The following is a 20,462-nucleotide window of genomic DNA, read 5'->3' as shown; positions in this document are numbered from 1 at the left end:
TTCACCTCACGATTTCTTTTGTAAAACAACGAGCATTTCTTCCCTTGAAAACCCAAGTGCTTCAATGGAAGTCAAAAAATTTTGTGCTAATAAATTTTTCATATCTTCTCGTAGTTCTACTATTCGCTCTTCATTGGTTGTAATAAATGTCCCCTGACCGCGTTTAGTTTCCGTTAAATCCATCGCTTCCAACTCCTTATACACACGTTGTACGGTATTGACATTCACGCCCGTTTCCACAGCATATTCTCGAACAGAAGGCAGTCGGTCCCCAAGTAATAGCTTCCCTTTCAGAATATCGCCACATATGCGATCTACGAGCTGACTATAAATTGGTTTGTCACGCGAAAAATCTAATGTCATCGCAATACCACCTTCTCAAGCCACTTTGTTGCGACGATAAAAAGGAGTGCAAGTACGATGATAAAAAAGAATTCTTCCACAAAGTACAACGAGCCAAGTTCAATTTGCATGGTTGGCACTTCAGCTTTTGGTAAATATTGTTCCAATCGACTAATTCGAATTTCACCGAACCGGAAAATTTTATCATAAAATGAACTCTCTGTAAAACAGAACCATACATCCATACTCAAGAAAAACGCAGGAATGGCAATAACGATGGCAAAACGACCTATAAAATGCTTCATTTGTAGATAAAATGCTAAGAACAGTAGGAGTATCACAAACAAGACAAATTGGAACATCACAATCATTCCTACAATGAGGAACAGTAACAATAGGACTTCCCCAAAAGTTGCCACATAATTTTCTCTTACAAAATAAAGCGCGAGCGACGTAAAGAGTAGATTGAATATTGCATACCCGATTAATGTGAAAATAATTTTCACACCAACCAGTTGCGCTATGGAACTCGTTGAATGGAGCCACATTTCTTTCGCCTTTAAATCAAAACGCATACTCGTGAAAAACTGTAATACGGCATAAAAGTTACCCAGCATTAATACAAGTATTGTGAAGAGAAAGAATAATTGTTGATGCGCCGTTGTAAAACCGTCTCCAAAACGTAGCAATAAATAGGGAACTACGAGCGAAAGCGCAAGTCCTCCAATGATTGTGAAAAAAAGCCTTCCTCTATAAAGCACCCATTCCTTCTTTATTAGACCTGAAAATTTTTTCAATAAAAACACCCCGTGTCATAGTGTACTAGACACATATTACACTATGACGAAATAATTTGCAATAGACAAAGAAAGGAAGAAGGAAGAGCCTGTCAAGAACAGTGCTCTTCCTTCTTCCTTTTACTATAATAATCACTTGCTGTTAGTTCATGGCAACTGTTATTTTAAAAATTGCTTGAGTGCTGCCATTTGCTGCAAAGCTTGTTCATAACCCATTTCATAATTGGAACGCATTTGTGTAGTATCTTTCTCAAAGCTATTTAATGCTTCAGTAGGACGGAATATAAATGCCCTACCTTCCTCCTCTAGCTGCTCACAATACGCCAACGATGCATTATAATGATCGGCCCGTTTTTCCATACTTTTCACTAAACTCGGGTAACGCTTCGCAAGTAATCGCATTGCCCACTTGCTTTGCCTATCTTGCTTTTTTCGATAACCCTTTGGTCGCGTTAACACAAGCACATGTTTGTCAAAGCCTCTCTCAATGCCATGCTGAATCGGTATAGGTTCAGCTAACCCACCATCATAATAGGCAGTATCATTTAGTTTTATTTCCGGAAATAGGATAGGAATGGCACATGTAGCACGTAACATCATACATTGTCGATCCATTTCTCGAGCATCCATATACTCTACTTGCCCCGTCGTTGCATTCGTTACACCAAAAAGTAATTTCCCCTTATATTGCTGGTACGTATCCCAATCAAAAATATCTAACTGATTCGGAATCACATTATAAGCAAAATCTAAGCCGAATAGGCTCTTCTCTTTAAGAAAATTTTTCAAGCCCATATAACGCTTATCATGTCGATAATCCATCAATACACGTAAGGAACGTTCCTTTTGCTGTGATACATAAGAGCATGCATTGATGGCACCTGCCGAAATTGCCACGACATAAGGCATCATAATATCATGTTCTAAAAAGGCATCTAGAACGCCCGATGTAAACAACGTGCGAAACGTACCACCCTCTAATATTAAACTCGCATTTTCCACATTGACCTGTAGCATCCCATCACTCTTTCACTCTATATTCCCTATTTACAGTCCTGCTTTGATCATTTTCAATTCTTTGAAATAGCCAATTATTGCTCTGGAAAGTATTGTTACCCACAATGCCACACATAAAATCAACAGCACACGTAATACACCGTCAATCGACCATTCAAAAAAGGACTCTGTCATTCTATAAAAATTCGTATATAAAGAAAAACCAAGAACTAGGAGCAAATATCCCCCAATGCCTGCACTCATATATAATGCTTTTTTCATACCACGAATCTTCTCTTTAGGATCATAGGTCAATGCCGGTGTATTCTCTCCATTTTCATATGGCATTGCCCAAATCGAATAATGGAGCCACGTGATGTTGGATGTAAACTTTAACTGCCAGCCCATTTCCTTATGGATGGTAAAGAAGCTACTATCAACCTTTGGCTCAAAGCTAACTTCATAAGCAATACACTTGCTTCCCGTTTCACGAAATGTAAAAATAGCTACCGCAGTCACACGTTCTAATTCCAATCCAAGTCGCGCTTGTTCCTCGAGCCATGCCTTCGTTTGCTGCGGTAAATACATCCAGCCAAGTTTCAATTTCCGCACCTTTCGCCCGCTGCCTATCTTAGGAACAATCATATCCATTTCTTGTTTTTCAAACTTTCGGTATGCCCTGTACACATAAATAGATAAGCTAATGAAAAGTGTAATAATAGCAAGAGGTATAGCAATCGACCACCAGCTTATACCGCCAATCACGTTCGACATGATTGCCGTTATTATAATTATATTCAACTGTGCTGTTACAAAAAATATGCCTATTAGGATAAATAAATACGTATGCAGTCTAGCTCGTTTTACAATGGTTTCCCGAGATGGATAGACAGGAGCCTCTGTCATTTGCTCATTTTCCATAAATTGCCATCGACTCGAAGACGTCACTACCTGCCATCCCGCCTGTCTCAAAGCATTGGGCAACATATTTTTATCCAAACGAATCGCATATGCTACTGCACTTGGTTCCCCCTCTTCAAAGGTAAACATACGTGTCACCGCATTAAAATCACATAAATGATAGCCCTTACTCGCCATATCTGTTAGCCATTTTTCAGTTTTATCGATTTGATAGCTCCACAGCCATTTCATCCTCTTCACCTAAAATCCTCCTCAAAGCGTAATACATGCGCATGTACTTCCTTTAAACGATTCATTTCAGCCTGCATCACTTGCTTGCCAATTGTCGTTACTTCATAGATGGTTTTTCTGCGTTCATCCGCAAAGACTGAAATCATTGCGTCCTGTTGCATTTTAGTTAGCGTACCGTATATGGTGCCCGAGCCAAGCTTTATACGACCGTTCGTTAATTCTTCTACGCGTTTGATAATGCCATACCCATGATGAGGCTCAGTAAGCGATAATAATATATAAAATGCGGTTTCAGTCATCGGTACATATTTTTTTAATAACTTTTCCAATTGTTTACCTCCACATGTCGCACTGTGACTATGTCGTAACTCGACTATATCACACCGTGACATATTGTTTCAAATTAATTATTGGCATAAAGTGAAACTTCAATCAGTGGGGGTTTTCTTCATCCCCACTGATTGTTAGTTGAACCAATCGGGCTTTTACGGTCAGTTGATCGACCACCTAGTTGATTCGTTCTCATCTTTCCACTTGAGATGGACGTCTTACTGACCGTTATTGCGGGATAAATTTCATTTTTGACAGCATTAAGTTAAGTTATTTTAATAAAAATCATGTAAAATAAAAATAGAATTCTATTTTCAGTTATTTGTTAAGAGGGGAAACAATTATGTTTGGCGGAAAAATTAAAGGTAACACAGCGAAAAAAATGAGAGTGAGCTTACAAGCAGAATGTCAGAACTGCTTTGGCCTTTGTTGCACGGCGCTTAATATTGTGGCTTCTAGTGATTTTGCAATGAATAAGGCAGCGGGCACACCCTGCCTTCACTTGCAGGCAGATTATAGCTGTCATATTCACAGTAGCCTGAGAGAAAAAGGCTTTAAGGGCTGTACCGTCTTTGATTGCTTAGGAGCAGGTCAGATGGTTTCTCAAACTACGTTTAAGGGACAAGACTGGCGAAAACATCCACAAATTGCTGAGAACATGTTTCGTGTCTTTCCAATTATGGAACAGTTATATGAAATGATGGCGTATTTGGCAGAGGCATTGTCTTATGAGGTGTCAAGTTCCTTGGCTGAAAAACTACACAACCAATTCGAGCAATTACAGCACTTAACAAGACAAGATGCAGATACATTGTTAGCCATCGATATTATGACATATCGAATGCCTATTAATGCATTACTTTTAGAAACTAGCGAACACATTCGCCATCACTTAATTTCTAAGGTTTCTGACGCTAAAACTAAGCGTAAATACAACTATCGTGGAGTCGATTGGGTTGGGAAAAACTTCAAAGGCAAAGATTTGACAGCGACTGACCTACGAGGAGCCTATCTAATTGCCGCTAATTTGCAAAACGCAGATTTACGAGGCGTCGATTTTATTGGTGCGGATTTACGAGATGCCGACTTAAGCGGTGCAAATCTATCTACTAGTATGTTTCTTACACAAATGCAAATTAATTCAGCGAAGGGCAATCATAAAACAATATTGCCAGCTCATTTGAAGCGACCTTCTCATTGGAACGACTAGTGAAAATGAAACTTTAATCAATGGGGATTTTCTTCTCCTCCCTGTTTGATAGTTGAATCAATCGGGCTTTTACGGTCAGTTGATTGACTATCTAGAGGACTCGTTGTCATCTTTCTACTTAAGGTGGGCGCCTTACTGACCGTTCATGCAGGGTAAAGTGGACCTTTAGTCAGTGGGGATTTCCTTCATCCCCACGGATTGCTAGTCACCCACTTGAGGTGCAAGTCTTAATGACCTTCGCTTTAACCACAATACATATTTTCCATAGGTGCTGTTAAACTTGAATAAGCGTAATCCAGACTTTATGCCAAATTCGCTTAACTTTCGAGTAGCGGATACTCCATAATCGGGCCCTGTTAAATTTAAACGAATGACTTAAAGTGCTTTAATTGTTCTGTCGGAAGTGTCGTCCCATCAAGTGTCTGATGCTCAAATTGCCCTACACGGTCTTTATTATGAGCAAAATAAAGATAGACGACATTTGGTTCATCCGCAAAAACAACGTTTAGCCAATAACTTGGAAGACCTGCAAAGTGCCATTTACATTCAATAGATTGTATTGCTTCCTTCCGATAAGTCATATCCTCTATCAAATAGTTTTCGATTCGTTTAGCATACAGTTGCTTGTTGATTTGTACCGTACAAAATGGAGCTAGTAACGCAATGACTAACGTAACAGTCAAAAACTTTTTCATTTTACATTCCCTCATCAAGTCCTGCTCAATGATTGATAAAAAATTTTTTCCATTTTCTCATTATAGCTTTCATTTTGACAATTATCCCCAAAATATTTATTACGCTATTAATTGCCTTAATAGTATCGTAAAGTTCGTTTCATACAGTCTGTACCTTCTTTTCGCTCAAGCTTGAAAAATAGGAAAGTCGTGAAGTGGCAGTTTCATAAAAACAAAGCCTTTCATAATAAAAAGCTGTGGTTTTGAGGCCACAGCTTTTCGTTATTTCCTTGGTTTCTTCTTATATAGAATCGTCACAATAACTAAAACAAGTAAAATCGTTTGTCCAATCATTGTTTCCACCGTTGGATAGAAGCCTATGAAGCTAACCACTGGCAGACCATCCACGATTGTTGTAGAAATTTTATTTGTCAATTGTAAGGTATGCAAACTAACACCAATAATTTTAAATGCCAAGACATAAATTAACACCGTTGCCACGGCAAAAAGCTTATGAATTGGAATTTTGCCACTCGCTTTAAATAACACAATAGCTATGACAGCTAAGATGACGAGTGCCACTACAATGCCTAACACAAATTGAGATGCTTCCATTTTAGGGGCAATTCCTGCATAAAATACCAATGTTTCTGCTCCTTCACGGAACACCGATAAGAAGCTGACAGAAGCCATTGCGAATACTGAGCCACTTGAAATGGCATTGCCCATCTGTTTTGAAATATATCGATTCCAGCTCGTTACGCTTGATTTACTATGAAGCCAAATACCAACGCCAATCATCATTGCAGCAGCAAGTAGACCAACATAGCCTTCCATCATTTCACGATTCGCATCAACAGTAGCAGAGTTAAAAATCGTTGACATTAAAATAGCTGCTACAGCCGACAATAATACCCCAACAAACGCCCCAACATAAATCCACTTACCCATGGCTGTTTGACCGGATTTATTTAAAAACGAAACCAACGCTAAAATGATGAGCAGTGCCTCTAAGCCCTCTCGTAGCAAGATTAATGCAGAGTCCCACAACGTATAGTCAGTATCACCTTGTATCAGTTCTATTTCAGTACGGAAAGTATCCAACTTACTTTTAACGATTTCTTCATCGACTTGGCTTTTTAATAAGTCACTCACAAGTATTGGCATATCACTCTCGATTTTCGTATAGAGGCTACTATTGCGAGTTGAAATTTCGATTTCTACGCTTGGCCAAATTGTAATGAATTCACGAATTTTATCGGATGCAGGCTTATAGTCGCCTGCATCAATGAAATCATTTGCCTCATCAATATAGGCAATCAAAGTTGTGAGCGAATACTCGCCTTCTACAACTTGTGCTGTTTCTTCTCCCGCCACAAAATCCTCAATCGTTTGTTTTAGCTCAGCGTATTGTGACTGCATTAATGCGATATCCGGCTCTTCAGCGGAAATTGTAATGCGTAAGAAGGCCATCTGTGTTTCGATTTGTCCGTACATAGCAATACTTTGCTCACGAACAGGCCGTTCGTTTTTATTCCATCTAACATTGAATTCCTTGTACGCAGCATCGATTGCAGTGATGTCGCCACTAGCTAGAGCTTTCTCAAACTCTGACATAATGGGTTTAAATTTCGTGCCAAATTCTGCGCGCTGTGCCGCTTCATCCACTGGATTTTCTATCTTTTCTAGTGAACGTAAGGCATTCGATAAGGCCGATAAGGCCGATAAACGCTCTTCTTTAGATGTTGCTTCTATTGCTTGTGCTAGTATGCTATCAACCTTTTCTTGCGCTTCGGTTTGTTTAGATGTAACGGCAGCCCAGTCGATTGTAAATTGTTTAAGTGCCTGCTTTGCTTCTGCTTCCTTGTCCTGCTTTGTATTCATAAGGGCATCACTAATAGAAATGTATAAGTGACTGTAAGACTGCGCTGCTTGCACTGGCACTGCAAGTACCACTAACAAACAAAGGATGATGCTACAGCGCGTTAAAAAGTGCTTCACCTAAATAACTCCCCTTTTGTACACCAGGGAAGCACGCAAACACGGCACTGCCTCGATGGGTAATATATTCATTCATTTTATCCATGCGCCCTAAACTATTTTGCACCGTAGTAAACTGAGCGGGATCTTTTTGGAATGATACAAACAATAGCCCAGCATCATGGGCACCTGTATTGGACATGACACCTGAAGCATAAGAATACGAACGGCGTAGTATCCGCGCACCTGATTTCCTTGCTAAATGGACATGGGATGTATCTGGCATTACATACTCGCCTTTGTCGTCCTTCGCTTCTACATCGAAATCTTCAAATTCCTTTGTTTTACCGAATGCGGCACCGCTATCACGATAACGACCAAATGTTGCTTCCTGGTCCTTTAAAGAAGTACGATCCCACGTTTCAAGATGCATTTGGATTTTACGTGCTACTAAATATGAGCCGCCCTTCAACCAGCCTTTATCCACCCACACAACTTTATTTAAATCTTTGTCATCTGTAATGGCAGGGTTTACCGTGCCATCCTTAAAGGCAAATAGATTACGAGGTGTCCCTCCACCTGCCGGGAATGAGTTAAAACCTGCCTGCGACCATTTAATCTCCACTTTGCCAGACGCAGCACGCACTAAATTACGCACAGCATGGAAGGCAACTTGCGGATCATCTGCACACGCTTGAATACACAGATCGCCACCCGTAAATTCTTTTTGTAACTGGTCTTTTGGGAAGTGCGGTAAATCTACTAGTTCTGCTGGTTTCAAGTGAGAGATGCCCAGTTTGTCAAAAAGTGACGGACCAACGCCAAATGTAATAGATAAATTGGCAGCATCTAACCCTTCTGCCTCACCTGTATCCCCTGTCGGTATTCTTGTATTTGTCGTTAAATCCACGATTAATTCGCCATTCATTAAACGCACAACAAGAGGTGTCCATTTTTGGAACAACTCTTGTAACTCTTTCTTGGATGTAACTAAGACATTTAAAGAAGCAAAATAAATATGCGTTTGTACAGGTGTAATAATGCCCGATTGATGCGCACCATAGAAATCTACTTTGTTACGTGCTGTTATACTATCTGCTACAGGCTCGAAGACACCATAACCCATAGCTTTCATAACACCGCCAAAGCCAGAAGCACCAATAGCAACCCCTGCCACTCCGATACCAGATAGCTTTAACATGTCACGACGAGATATTTTTTTATCGATCCATTTTTCATCGTTTGACGCTGTCATTATTCATCACTCCAAAATAATTCCCATTTGGCTTAATGGTTCACCAAGTTGGTTAACTGCTGCTGCGAGAGCTTTTGTATGTTCTTCAGTTAATTCTTCATAAGAGATGTAGCCACCATCAGCTGTTGCATGCTGTGCTAGTAAATCATCGACTGCTTTGAATTTTTCATCTAATGTTGCTACTAACTCTTTATCTTTTGCTTCTAATTTAGGACGAAGAATTTCAAAGATTTTTTCTGCACCCTCAATATTTGCTTTAAAGTCATATAGGTCCGTGTGTGAGTAGATTTCTTCTTCACCCGTGATTTTAGAAGTCGATACTTCATTCAATAAGTCAACTGCACCCGTCATCATTAAATCTGGTGTTACTTCTACCGTTTGTACAAGTGCGTGTAATTCTTTGGCGTCTGCAAGTAATTGATCTGCTACTGTTTCGTAACTAGCTGTTGTATTTTCTTCCCACAGCGCATATTCAAGCTTGTGGTAGCCAGTCCATTCTTCTTCACCTTTACCCTCTTCTTGGATATCAGCTAATCGACCATCAATGCGTGGGTCAAGGTCACCAAAGCTCTCAGCGATTGGCTCAGAACGTTCGAAATACATACGCGCAGGAGCATATGCAGCTTTTGCTCCTTCTATATCACCTGCTTTGAATAATTTCACAAAGTTCTCTGTTTCCATGAGAAATTGATCCATTTGTTCTAAAGCAAACTGTTGATAAGCTGTTAGCTCAGTAGTTAAATCAACCTCTGCTGTTGGTTGTGCCTGCTCTGTCGCTGGTTTTTCTTCATTTTTGGCTTCTTCTGTATTACCACAACCCGCCATAATAATGCCACCTACCACTAATACTGACAGTAATGATTTGTTTTTCATGCTAAGTACCTACTTCCGAATTAGTTTATCCCGTACAAACGGTTGCTACGTCTACCACATCAAGCTGAAGTCCAGCTCGTTTCAGTGACAGAGTAAGCACCCGGCAGTACCTGATTCGTTCGACTACTAATCGATAGGGTATAAAGACCCCCACAGCGATTTAAGTTTCACTTTATATGTGAATGATAATGATTATCATAATTGATTGCAAGAAGTATTTTTATTTAAAGAAAAAAACGTCATTTCGCAGTTGAATTTTATAAACAACTAGCAAAAAGACGTTTTTTCCACAATATAATGATTCTAATCTATGAAATATTTGCTTGTTTCAAATTTTCATATTTTCCATATAAGAAATAATACAGCACAATTGACAGTAAAATAACAAATACCATAGTTAAGAAAATGGCGCTATAGCCGATTGTCGGCGCAAAAAACCCTAAGAAATAAGGCCCTACGCCTAATCCTAAATCATACAAAATGAAGTATGTCGATGTCGCAAGTCCTAGTCGTTCATTTGGTGTAACTTTAATAGCGATTGCTTGTGCTACTGAGTTGAAGTTCCCATAACCGACTCCAATACAAGCAGCAGCTATTAAAAATACAACAGTACTCGTTGCGGCACTAAAGGCGTACATGCCAATGGCAAATAGCACAAGGCACGGATAAATAACAATATTTGCGCCTCTTGCATCGAGTAGTTTCCCTGTAAATGGACGAGTCGCTAAAATGACAATTGCATAAACGATAAAGAAGTAACTCCCCGCCGTTACTAAATCCAATTCTTTGGCATAGAACGTCATAAACGACATAACGCCTGAATATGCAAAACCAATAACGAGCGCTACAAATGCAATTGGCACAGCACGCATTTCAATAAAGTTGGACACTTTGAAGCCTGTCTTCGCCGCAAGATCTTTCGCCTTGTTCGGTGCATCTGGCACTGTCACTATAAAATACATCATAAAGCAAATAATGGCTAAAACTGAATCGACCGCAAAAATCATGCGATAATCTGCAAATAACTGTGTTAAAAGAATTCCGACAAATGGCCCGATAGCCGTCGCTAAAATGGCACTTAAACTATAATAGCCAATCCCTTCACCACGTCGATCCGCTGGTAAAATTTGAGCAATAATTGTACCTGTAGCCGTACTTGCTACCCCTAGCGCAATGCCTTGCACTAAACGATTCAGCATTAATAATGGTAAATTCCCTGCAAGAAAATAGGACATTGTTGATAACATAAATAATAAGAGTCCGCAAAATAATGTCTTTTTACTCCCCCAATCGCCAATAATCCGTCCTGTACCAAGTCGCCCAAATAGCGTCCCTATGATAAAAATACTTGACACAAGTCCCGCGGTACTCGTTGAAGCCCCAAATTGTTCCACAGCGTAGCCCGCAATCGTCACCATTAATAAATAAAAAATTAACGTAATGGTAAAATTGATAAGTGAAACGATTAAAAAATCTTTTGTCCAAAGTTTATGTCTAGTTGCTTCCACTTGTTTCCTCTCCTACTGATGAATGTTTGCACAAATTCTTGCTAAAACTTGTGTAGCAATTTCAATATCTTGCGTTGGCACTCCAGCCAATGCCTTTTCTAAAAAAGGTTTTAAATGTTCCTGAATTTCCTGCACGATAGTTTCACCATGAGCGGTTAATTGTACAAGCTTTTCTCGCTTATCCTTGCCTGCCACTGTTTCAACATACCCAAGCTCCACAAGCTTTTGTACAAGTCTCGTCACACTCGGCTTCTCAATGAACATAAAGTTCGCAATTTCCACAAGCGAATGTGGCCCTTTATCGATCAACAATCGCAGGACAGCCCACTGAGAACTATACAGCTGATATTTCTCCAACTGCACATTAAGCTGATTTGTAAACGGTCGGTACATCAATCGGTACTCATTAAAAAAATTCTGTTCAATCGTCAAAGTATCACTCCTTTACTTTTCTTAGCACTACAAATTAAATTAGTTAGCCTAGGTAACTATATACCCAACTTCGCCTTTTGTCTAGCCTAAAGTTAGGATACGGGTCGCTATCCGCTAGTTTTAGGGGTCTATCCGTCACTTCAACCGTTCTATCGGCCTCCTTCTTGCCCGAACAGAAAAAAACTGAACAGCGCGAGCCGTTCAGTCGTTTTTGCGTAATAAATATAAAAAATAAGGGGCACCGATGCATGCTACCACAATTCCTGCTGGCACAGTTGCCGTTGAAATCGCCACGCGTCCGATTGTATCGGCAAGCATTAATAAGCTAGCCCCAATACATAGTGTTAACGGTAAAAAGAATTGATAGCGTGGTCCTACGAGCTGTTTCGCGATGTGGGGTGCCATTAAACCGATAAAGGCAATTCCACCAGTCACTGATACAGCCGCTGCAGCTAATGCTACAGCCACCACTAATAATTGTAGTCGCTCACGGCCAATATTCATGCCTAAGCCGATTGCTGTTTGCTCGGTCATGGCCAGTACATTTAACACATTCGCTTTATAGAAAATGAATGGGATGCCTAGCACGAGCCACGGCACTAATGCCCAAAAGAACGGCCAATCGGTACCCCATACACTGCCTGCCAACCATTGTGCGATAAACTGCACATCACTGCGCTCCGCAGAGGAGATTAAAATAATCATCACACCCGATAACGCAGAAGCCACACCTACCCCGACTAAAATGAACTGTATCGGTTGAACGCCTATATTCCGTTTATACGAGAAAAAGTAAATACATAGTGCTGTGAACATTGCACTTAGAAACCCAACGACTGGTAGTACATAGGCAAAGTTAGGTAAATTCCCGTTGACAATTAAGTAGAACAATGTAATCCCAACACCAGCCCCCGCATTAATACCAATAATACCAGGGTCTGCCAAATCATTACGTGTTACCCCCTGCAATACGGCACCTGCAAGTGCTAGCGCCATCCCTGCCGCTGCCAAGACAAACATTCTTGGCAATCGCACAGAAAACAAGACGAATGATTCTTTAAAACTACCGTCTCCAAGTAAAATCGGTAGTATGCGATCAATGGAAACCGAGGCAGCCCCCAGTGAAATGCCTAATACAAAAATAGCTAGCGTTAATATCAGCCACACAAATAGCCAAATTCGTTGCTTTTTTCGACCTGCATTAAGCAAATTGACGACCTCCCTTACGAACAAGTAAAAGGAAGAACGGCAGTCCGATAATAGAAACGATGGCTACAACAGGCGTTTCGAATGGTGCATTAATCATCCGGCCAAGGAAATCTGCCGTTAACATAAACCAACCGCCAACAAGTGCACTCATCGGTAACACCAAACGATAGTCTGTGCCAACAAAGGCACGTACAATATGTGGCACCATTAAGCCGACAAACGCCAAATTTCCTACAAGCGCCACGGCAGCACCGGCTAGAACGACAACAACCACCATCAGAACACCTTTAATGACAGTAGTATTTTGTCCTAAGCCAACTGCTACATCTTCATTTAAGCTTAAAATCGTTAACTGACGGCTATAAGCAAACGCAACAACTAGCCCTACTACAATAAACGGTACAATGATGAGTGCTGTCCATGTCGTACCAATAAAACCGCCGCTCGTCCACATGGATACATCTTTAGCGATATTAAATAAAATCCCCGTGCCATCTGCAACGGCCTGTAATAGCGCAGAAACAGCCGCCCCTGCTAGCACCAGCTTCAACGGCGAAAAACCGCTCTTCGTCGATGTGCCAATCCCATATACAATCATCATCCCTATGCCCGCTCCGATGAAGCATGCAAAAATTAGGATATAGTATGAGATATTTGGCACAAAAGCCATGGTTACAGCAAGTGCAGCATTCGCCCCTGCTGTAAGACCAAGAAGCCCTGGGTCTGCTAAAGGATTCCTGGTAACCCCTTGCATAATGGCCCCAGCCACTGCTAGTGCACTGCCGACAAAAATTGCTGCAATGATACGTGGAAATCGAATTTCCCGTAACACTGCATAATGCTTGCCACCACTTTGTCCAACAATGGCTTGATAGACATCTTGAATGCTCGTATTTGCCGCACCAACGCACAATGAAATACTAGCCGTTGCTAGTAATAAAATCAGTGCAAGCAACATCTGAAGCCAAAATGGTAATTGTCGAAACTTTGTCATTGCCTTCGCTACTCTCTACTGATTTATTGTAAAAACTTCTCTTCAAAGAAATCGAGTTGATAATCTAATGTTATCGGATCATTAAAGTAAAATGCATTGGCATTGACCTCAAATAAACGACCATTTTTCACTGCTTCTAAATCTTTAAACCATGTAGCTTCTGTAAACGAAGTATCTTGGTCCATAAACATACTGAAAATAACATAATCACCAGCGTAGTCACCTAATACCTCTTGAGAAATCGCAAAATAACCTGGTTCCAACGCCACTTCTTTCACTTTTTCAGGCATCTTTAAGCCCATTGCTTGATATAAAATTTCTGTTCCACGACCCCAGTTATCTCCATAAAGATACAATTGTTTATTGAAGTTTTCTGCGACAGTAACGGTTGCGTCCTCACCGATTTTCTCTTTAATTTTAGTACCTACCTCTGTAGCACGTACTTTAAAATCTTCTACCCATGCTGTTGCTTCTTTTTCTTTATTTACTACCTTACCAATTTCAATAAATTGCTGTAAATAATCCACTTTGCCGTAAGTAAATAACACTGTAGGAGCGATTTCAGCTAATTTATCAGCATTTTCAATACCACTTAAACCAAGAATTAAATCGGGTTCTAGCTCAAGAATTTTTTCAATATCTGTATTTTCAACAACCATTGCATCTTTAATGTCATCTTGGAAGTTTGGGTTTTTTGTCGCCCATGAATCAACACCAACGACATTAACATCAAGTTTTAATAAATCTCCAACAAATGAAGATAACACAACTACTCGTTTTGGATTAGCTGGTACTTCCACAGGACCTGTTTCAGATTCATACGTAATCGTCTCTGCTGAAGAAGCCTCTTTAGAACCCTCACCCGATTTTTCAGCACTTTCTTCTTTGTTGCCGCATGCTGCTAGCACGAGTACAACCATCATAAACATTGGTAAAAGCCACTTTTTCATGTGTAAATCCCCTTTAAATTGTTTGTAATAAGTTATATGTAATGCACATTGGTTTGTCCGTTCTAGGATCCTTGCCAATGACCGCATCAATATTAAACACTTTCTGTAAAACTTCTGGTACAACCACTTCTTCTGCCGTACCGAACTTCACAAGCTCTCCGTTTGACAGCGCCACAATATAATCAGAAAAACGTGCTGCTTGGTTTAAATCATGTAGCACCATGACAATCGTGCGTCCTTCATCCTCATTTAACTTGCTTAGTAATTCTAATACTTCTAGTTGATGTGCCATATCCAAATAAGTAGTTGGTTCATCTAAAAATATAATATCCGTTTCTTGTGCTAATGCCATCGCAATCCACACACGCTGACGTTGTCCACCGGATAGTGCATCAACCGTTTGCTGGCGAAATGCATCCGTTTTAGTTACCTGCAAGGCCCATTCAATCATGTCTTTGTCCTTTTGCGATAAATTGCCAAAGCCTTTTTGATAAGGGAACCGACCGTAAGAGACAAGCTCTTCCACCGTTAACCCATGCGCACTTTCAGGACTTTGTGGTAAAATGGCCAACTGTTTGGCCAATTCTTTTGTTTTCATCTTTGAAATATCTTGGCCGTCCAAAACGACATGTCCCTGATCATGCTTCAATATTCTCGTAATAGCCTTTAATAGTGTGGATTTACCACAGCCATTTGAGCCAATAATAGTTGTAATTTTTCCATCTGGAATTTGTAATGATAGATCGTGCACAATCGTCTTGTTATCATAACCAACACGAATCGATTCAATTTGTAAACGCAAATCGTAACCTCTCTTTCTTTTTACTTCTCGACATGCTATGATAATCAAAGTTTGTTAATGATAATCATTATCACTAAAATTAGTCTAGTTATCAGATAAGGTTTTGTCAAATACTTTTTTATTATTTTTTAAGGATGTGGCGATAAAAATGCAAGATGTATACGATGTAACAATTATCGGCGGTGGGCCTGCAGGTCTATATAGTGCCTTTTATAGTGGTTTAAGGGGATTAAAAACGAAGCTTATTGAAAGTCAGGATCAACTCGGTGGTAAAGTCTTGCTTTACCCAGAAAAGCTTATTTGGGATATTGGTGGTCATCCGCCAATTTTAGGTGAACAATTTGTCAAACAATTAATTGCGCAAGCAAAAACTTTTGACCCTACCATTCTAACTGGAACAAAGGTTGACTACATTGAGCGTCAAGAAGATAATTTTGTCATACATACAGCTCTAGGTGACAAGCATTACTCGAAAACAATTCTTTTAGCGGTTGGTGGTGGCATTATTAACCCTCAAAAACTTACGCTCGAAGGCGCTGAAAAATATGAGATGACAAACTTACACTATACGGTACAGTCCTATCAGCGCTTTGTAGACAAGGAAATTATTATTTCTGGTGGTGGTAATGCAGCACTTGACTGGGCAGTTGAACTTAGCCCTATTGCCAAAAACGTAACCATTGTATACCGTAAAGAAACACTTTCTGCGCATGAAGCAACTATCAAAGAGGCGCTGGCAGCCGGTGTCCAAATTGAATGTAATACAACCATTACAAAATTATCCGCCAATACCGATAAAACAGCTATTCAATTAGTCACATGTGAAAATTCAAAAACTAAACAAAGTTATACACGTCAAATAGATGAAGTTATTGTCAGTCATGGCTATAATCGTGAGGCATCGTTAACTTTTGAAGAATCTATGACGATACCGAAGAAAGATAATTATTATTACGAGGGAAAAGCGACTGGTGAAACTACACAACCAGGTATTTTCGCAGCAGGCGACATTCTTTCATTCGAAGGGAAAATACATCTCCTATTAGGTACTTTCCAAGATGCCGCAAATGCGGTCAACTCGGTGAAAACTTACCTAGAACCAACAGCCTATCGTAATGCGGTCGTATCTTCTCATAATGAGATGTTTAAAGAAAAAAATCGTTCAATTATTGAAAAACAACTTGTACATTCAAATTAATGACACTGAGCACTGTAACTCAACAAGCCCCAACTCCTACTTGTTTGATGGTTGCAACTTATTTCAAGCAAAGGAAACCCTCCTAAGATTATTTCTTAAGAGGGTTTTCTTACACTGCTGTTTTTTCTATCCTCAGTATAGAAGAGTTTTATACGTTCGTTAGCTCGTATCCGTAAAAGCCCGTTCATATTTTTAGACACATAAAATGCCACAGATGACTCCACCGGTTCATCTAGATACTATTGAGTTTATCGACAGTCTGGCTATTAGCAAGACTTTACAGCTCTGAATGTTGACAAATTTATAGCAATCGTCGCATGCATTTTTTACGCAAATCACTTACTCGTTAGCTGCTTGCTCCCTATTATTTTGGTTCATAAAAAAGGCACATCAACTATATTTCCATTGATATGCCTAATGATATTCGTTTTCCAGCAAGCTAAACTATTTAAATAAACTTAACAATGACCCCATTTGCCTTAACATATTAACCCCGTTTGTTATTGTTCCCGCATGGCCCATTATTGCATTTAGACTATCTGGTAAATTTCCAAATTTAAAAGCCTGCGGTTGTTGCATAGGGTAAAAGAAATGTTGCTCCTGTCTACCTTGATAAGAAGAGCCAAAACCTTGTCTATATCTTTGTGGGAGTGGTCTCCTTCTAGGATTGGGCGGATAAAATGGCATTGATTCACCCCCTATCAAATTGCGTTAAGATAGTATATGTTTGTATTTTTTTATGGATTAGACATTCGGAGAAGTACTGATAAAGAATATCGTTATGTATGGCCTAAAAAATATTAAATTCTAGTGATTTATGTCACTTGTATGTTGCCCTAGAGAGCATATAATGGCTCCATGATAGGCAATATTTGAAGCGACGCTTAGGCCTACAAAGGTTCTTTTTTCATGTCAACTTTATCGTTTGCAGGAACCATACTATTTTTCATTTCATATGATAGAAATAAGAAAAATAAAGAAGGTGGTTGTAATTGCAAAATCCAAATATCTAGACTTTTTGTCCAAATTTGGTGTTGGGGGTGCACATCCTGGTGGTATTAATTTAACAAAGGAAATTTTTAAATCTGAGAACATTCGCACAACGTCTCATATTTTAGATGTAGGGTGTGGTACAGGCCAAACTGCTGCCTATATAGCGCACAAATATGGAGCAAAAGTAACGGGCATCGATATCAATTCAATTATGGTAGCTAAGGCGACAGAGAGAGTGAAAAAAAAACGTCTGCCAGTAACAATCATGCAAGGTTCCATCGAACAAACTTTGTTACCGGCAAATACATTTGATTTTGTTATTTCTGAATCCGTGCTTTCTTTTGTCCATAAAGCTAGTGCCATTAAAGAAATCTTTCGTATATTAAAGCAAGGTGGTCGCTTCATTGCCATTGAATTTACCATTAACCAACAGCTCGGCGCAAAGATTGAAGAGGAAATCAAACAATTTTATGGATTTGATTCCTGCTTTATGAAAAAGGATTGGATTGCTATATTTGAACAAGCTGGTTTTACAAATATTCGTATACAAAAAAACAAATCCATCTCTTCGATACCTGAATATCACTACTCCAAGGATATAGAACCTGAACTTTACGAGCTAATGGAAACGCATTATGACATGAACTTGAAATATAAAGAGGTTTTGGACTATAGAATTTATACATGTACTAAATAATGAGTAGACATGAAATGAAGTGACTATTTAATGCAGACCTCGTTAGCATTGTTAAAAATCTACGAGGTTATCTTTGGTTTATCGGAGCATTTTGCTCTTGTTCAGCGATTCAAGAAACCTGCTCAGGGTTTTTTCCGTAATCATCAGGCAACGCTTCTCCAAACATTACATTCTTCATTTATGTCCGTTCTAATAGTATGCCCGGCGTCCACTGTTTTGCTGTTTTTTTGACAAGTTGTCTACGTTATTTACACCTTCCCTATAATTTCTTTTCTAATTGTTTTAATTTACGTAGGACAGCCTCTCTATTTTTTGCTAATTTTATATAGCCAGGTAATGCATGTGATGCTGTTTTACCTGTAAAGTTTTTAGTTCGGAGTTTATCTGTCACATAGTCTATTAAATACTCTAGATGACTAGCGTTTAACGCCCAGATAGGTTGATTTGGCCCTAAGCTTGTTAAAAGGTAGTAGTCTAGTAAAAATACTGGATCTGTCCCTTGTGCATTTGACACCTTCGGATAGTAAACTTGTGTTGGATTAATTTTGATATGACATTGGACAAGTTTTGTACAATAAGGGCATTCCTTATTGAGCTTACGATATTGACGTTCTTTTTCTTCCAGTGGAATATTGACATGTCGTTGACAGGCGTTGCATTGACCTTGCGCAAAGGTTTTTACTAAATAGTGCATATCTTTCGTGTTACGGAAAGTACAACTTTCGCATTGTACAATATAGGTATTGTCCATTCTTTTCATGTGCGCACATTTCGTACATTTAGGACATTGCACTAATACGGCATTTCCTCTTGACGTAAAGCTATAAAAATCAAAAGAAAAGAATGGTGGATCTATAAATTTCGCCATAAAGGAACCTCCCTATGAATATAAATAATCGCTAAAGTATAGGATAAATACTTTAGCGATTTTATATTATCTATTTTACCAATCTCTATTTCTAATTGCTTCTTCTATATCAATATCTATGTTATAAGCCTTTAAAACTAAAAAAACCGTATCTGCAATGGATTCTCTGGCAACTGTTTCAATTTGGCTACCGTTTTCTTCAAATTCTTCCGCAAGCTCATTCAGTTTATCGGTCATCTCATCTAATTTTTGTTGAACTGTTTCTTCCGTATATGCACCATGTTCAAGATAATTAGCAAATACCTCGATTGTTGCTTTCATCTTATCTACTAAAAAATCAGGGAAATACGAATCTCTATACATGTCCACTAAGTAATTCATTTCTTTCGTCATAGAAAACCCTCCTAAATTAGGTTTTTTCACCAAAATTTATGGCTCAATTAATAGAGTAACATATTACATTATGTGTTATTCAAAGAATCTTGTGAATCCTGTAGTTATTTTATTTTTTCTATAAAATGCTTTAATATCCTAGCTGTTAAACCCCAAATTGTATACTTGTCATAATCAAAAAACCATTCCTCCATGGTACGCGTTCTCCATTGATATTGTGTACCGTTGACGATTTTATCAAACGGAAAGTCTAGTGAAGGCACTGGTTCCACAGATACTAAGTGCATATAAGGCTCATACTTCAATAGCCATTGAAGTGGTACCGTAAATACCTCCTCAACTTCTTCTTTGTTGTAAGAATGCATAATTTGGTTAGTATCAATAGTTGCTACAAATGGGTAGATAACAAATGAGGAAGAAGCAATATAAGAGCTTAATTGCCCTACAATAGTAATCGTTTTTGGATCAACACCTAATTCTTCAGTTGTTTCTCGTACAGCTGCTGCCATTGGGGATGCATCTGTTGCGTCGATTCGACCACCAGGAAAACTAATATCACCTGGCTGTTTTCTCATGGTGAATGACCGTACTTCGAAAAGGATATGCCATTCTTCATTCACCAGCACTAATGGAATCAAAATGGCTGAACGATAAGCTGTTTCCTCTCCTATAAATAGGGATTGATTTTGATTTAACTCTTTCTTCAGTTTATCTAGGAACATAAAATTCCCCTCACTTCAATATTTATATTCGTTTTTATCGTATCACTATTAGTTTGATGGATAAAGAATGCTTTCATAATTTTTTAA

Annotated in this window: 22 protein-coding genes; 3 read left to right on the top strand and 19 right to left on the bottom strand. The window is 39.1% G+C overall.

Annotation, left to right across the window (positions count from 1 at the left end):
- Window positions 1–6: 6 nt before the first annotated feature.
- The 5 genes from C9J31_RS10315 to C9J31_RS10295 form a co-directional block, all read right to left on the bottom strand.
- The gene (locus C9J31_RS10315; RefSeq protein WP_107949094.1) at window positions 7–363 is read right to left on the bottom strand and encodes a GntR family transcriptional regulator; all 357 of its coding nucleotides are present in this window, start codon (window positions 361–363) and stop codon (window positions 7–9) included.
- Window positions 360–1,148 carry a hypothetical protein gene (locus C9J31_RS10310; RefSeq protein WP_238602086.1) on the bottom strand — a complete coding sequence of 263 codons (789 nt, stop codon included), beginning with the start codon at window positions 1,146–1,148 and terminating at the stop codon, window positions 360–362. Before C9J31_RS10310 ends, C9J31_RS10315 begins: the two co-directional genes overlap by 4 nt.
- A 150-nt stretch (window positions 1,149–1,298) precedes the next feature.
- Complete coding sequence (locus tag C9J31_RS10305; protein WP_107949090.1) at window positions 1,299–2,156, bottom strand: patatin-like phospholipase family protein; 858 nt, start codon at window positions 2,154–2,156, stop codon at window positions 1,299–1,301.
- A gap of 30 nt (window positions 2,157–2,186) precedes the next feature.
- On the bottom strand, window positions 2,187–3,287 hold the full coding sequence (locus C9J31_RS10300) for a DUF2812 domain-containing protein (RefSeq protein WP_238602092.1): 1,101 nt from the start codon (window positions 3,285–3,287) through the stop codon (window positions 2,187–2,189).
- Between the two features lie 5 nt (window positions 3,288–3,292).
- Window positions 3,293–3,586, bottom strand: a complete 294-nt coding sequence (locus C9J31_RS10295) for a PadR family transcriptional regulator (protein WP_054768485.1) — start codon at window positions 3,584–3,586, stop codon at window positions 3,293–3,295.
- A gap of 374 nt (window positions 3,587–3,960) precedes the next feature.
- Here C9J31_RS10295 and C9J31_RS10290 point away from each other — a divergent pair, with 374 nt between their 5' ends.
- Window positions 3,961–4,827, top strand: coding sequence for a pentapeptide repeat-containing protein (locus tag C9J31_RS10290; RefSeq protein WP_107949085.1), 867 nt, complete (start codon window positions 3,961–3,963; stop codon window positions 4,825–4,827).
- A 362-nt stretch (window positions 4,828–5,189) separates the two neighbouring features.
- Here the strand turns inward: C9J31_RS10290 and C9J31_RS10285 are convergent, their stop codons facing one another.
- The 10 genes from C9J31_RS10285 to C9J31_RS10240 all read right to left on the bottom strand — a co-directional run bounded on the left by C9J31_RS10285 (window position 5,190) and on the right by C9J31_RS10240 (window position 15,504).
- Window positions 5,190–5,522, bottom strand: coding sequence for a DUF3139 domain-containing protein (locus C9J31_RS10285; RefSeq protein WP_193767054.1), 333 nt, complete (start codon window positions 5,520–5,522; stop codon window positions 5,190–5,192).
- Window positions 5,523–5,783: 261 nt separating this feature from the next.
- A complete protein-coding gene (locus C9J31_RS10280; protein ID WP_107949081.1) occupies window positions 5,784–7,502 on the bottom strand; it encodes an FTR1 family iron permease in 1,719 nt (572 codons plus the stop codon).
- Window positions 7,477–8,736, bottom strand: coding sequence for an iron uptake transporter deferrochelatase/peroxidase subunit (gene efeB / locus C9J31_RS10275; RefSeq protein WP_107949079.1), 1,260 nt, complete (start codon window positions 8,734–8,736; stop codon window positions 7,477–7,479). The genes C9J31_RS10280 and efeB overlap by 26 nt, the downstream gene beginning before the upstream one ends.
- 6 nt (window positions 8,737–8,742) lie before the next feature.
- Window positions 8,743–9,609 (bottom strand): iron uptake system protein EfeO, encoded by an 867-nt coding sequence (gene efeO / locus C9J31_RS10270; RefSeq protein ID WP_107949077.1) that lies wholly within the window; start codon window positions 9,607–9,609, stop codon window positions 8,743–8,745.
- Between the two features lie 308 nt (window positions 9,610–9,917).
- On the bottom strand, window positions 9,918–11,117 hold the full coding sequence (locus C9J31_RS10265) for an MFS transporter (protein WP_107923756.1): 1,200 nt from the start codon (window positions 11,115–11,117) through the stop codon (window positions 9,918–9,920).
- Between the two features lie 12 nt (window positions 11,118–11,129).
- A complete protein-coding gene (locus tag C9J31_RS10260; protein ID WP_107949075.1) occupies window positions 11,130–11,549 on the bottom strand; it encodes a MarR family winged helix-turn-helix transcriptional regulator in 420 nt (139 codons plus the stop codon).
- A gap of 201 nt (window positions 11,550–11,750) precedes the next feature.
- On the bottom strand, window positions 11,751–12,758 hold the full coding sequence (locus tag C9J31_RS10255; protein WP_107923758.1) for a FecCD family ABC transporter permease: 1,008 nt from the start codon (window positions 12,756–12,758) through the stop codon (window positions 11,751–11,753).
- Window positions 12,751–13,752, bottom strand: coding sequence for a FecCD family ABC transporter permease (locus C9J31_RS10250; protein ID WP_107923759.1), 1,002 nt, complete (start codon window positions 13,750–13,752; stop codon window positions 12,751–12,753). Before C9J31_RS10250 ends, C9J31_RS10255 begins: the two co-directional genes overlap by 8 nt.
- A 23-nt stretch (window positions 13,753–13,775) precedes the next feature.
- Window positions 13,776–14,702 (bottom strand): iron-hydroxamate ABC transporter substrate-binding protein, encoded by a 927-nt coding sequence (locus tag C9J31_RS10245; RefSeq protein WP_107949074.1) that lies wholly within the window; start codon window positions 14,700–14,702, stop codon window positions 13,776–13,778.
- A gap of 13 nt (window positions 14,703–14,715) precedes the next feature.
- The gene (locus tag C9J31_RS10240) at window positions 14,716–15,504 is read right to left on the bottom strand and encodes an ABC transporter ATP-binding protein (protein WP_107923761.1); all 789 of its coding nucleotides are present in this window, start codon (window positions 15,502–15,504) and stop codon (window positions 14,716–14,718) included.
- Window positions 15,505–15,652: 148 nt separating this feature from the next.
- Here C9J31_RS10240 and C9J31_RS10235 point away from each other — a divergent pair, with 148 nt between their 5' ends.
- Window positions 15,653–16,702, top strand: coding sequence for an NAD(P)/FAD-dependent oxidoreductase (locus tag C9J31_RS10235; RefSeq protein WP_107949072.1), 1,050 nt, complete (start codon window positions 15,653–15,655; stop codon window positions 16,700–16,702).
- Between the two features lie 444 nt (window positions 16,703–17,146).
- On the opposite strand, the gene C9J31_RS10230 is transcribed toward C9J31_RS10235, so the two are convergent.
- The gene (locus C9J31_RS10230; protein WP_107949070.1) at window positions 17,147–17,389 is read right to left on the bottom strand and encodes a hypothetical protein; all 243 of its coding nucleotides are present in this window, start codon (window positions 17,387–17,389) and stop codon (window positions 17,147–17,149) included.
- Between the two features lie 295 nt (window positions 17,390–17,684).
- On the opposite strand from C9J31_RS10230, the gene C9J31_RS10225 reads away from it, so the two are divergent.
- Entirely contained in the window at window positions 17,685–18,392 is a 708-nt protein-coding gene (locus C9J31_RS10225; RefSeq protein WP_244854904.1) for a class I SAM-dependent methyltransferase, read from the top strand.
- Window positions 18,393–18,651: 259 nt separating this feature from the next.
- Here the strand turns inward: C9J31_RS10225 and C9J31_RS10220 are convergent, their stop codons facing one another.
- The 3 genes from C9J31_RS10220 to C9J31_RS10210 form a co-directional block, all read right to left on the bottom strand.
- On the bottom strand, window positions 18,652–19,260 hold the full coding sequence (locus C9J31_RS10220; protein WP_107949066.1) for a hypothetical protein: 609 nt from the start codon (window positions 19,258–19,260) through the stop codon (window positions 18,652–18,654).
- 75 nt (window positions 19,261–19,335) lie between these two features.
- Window positions 19,336–19,653: a DUF5713 family protein gene (locus tag C9J31_RS10215; RefSeq protein ID WP_107949064.1), complete on the bottom strand. Its 318-nt coding sequence runs from the start codon at window positions 19,651–19,653 to the stop codon at window positions 19,336–19,338.
- A gap of 104 nt (window positions 19,654–19,757) precedes the next feature.
- Window positions 19,758–20,375: an NUDIX hydrolase gene (locus C9J31_RS10210; protein ID WP_107949062.1), complete on the bottom strand. Its 618-nt coding sequence runs from the start codon at window positions 20,373–20,375 to the stop codon at window positions 19,758–19,760.
- Window positions 20,376–20,462 lie beyond the last annotated feature (87 nt).

Origin of the sequence: Lysinibacillus parviboronicapiens (genome assembly GCF_003049605.2) — a bacterium.
In the GTDB taxonomy this organism is placed as follows: domain Bacteria; phylum Bacillota; class Bacilli; order Bacillales_A; family Planococcaceae; genus Lysinibacillus; species Lysinibacillus parviboronicapiens.
The sequence above is the reverse complement of the archived record's forward strand: the minus strand, read 5'-3'. Positions and strand labels throughout refer to the sequence as shown.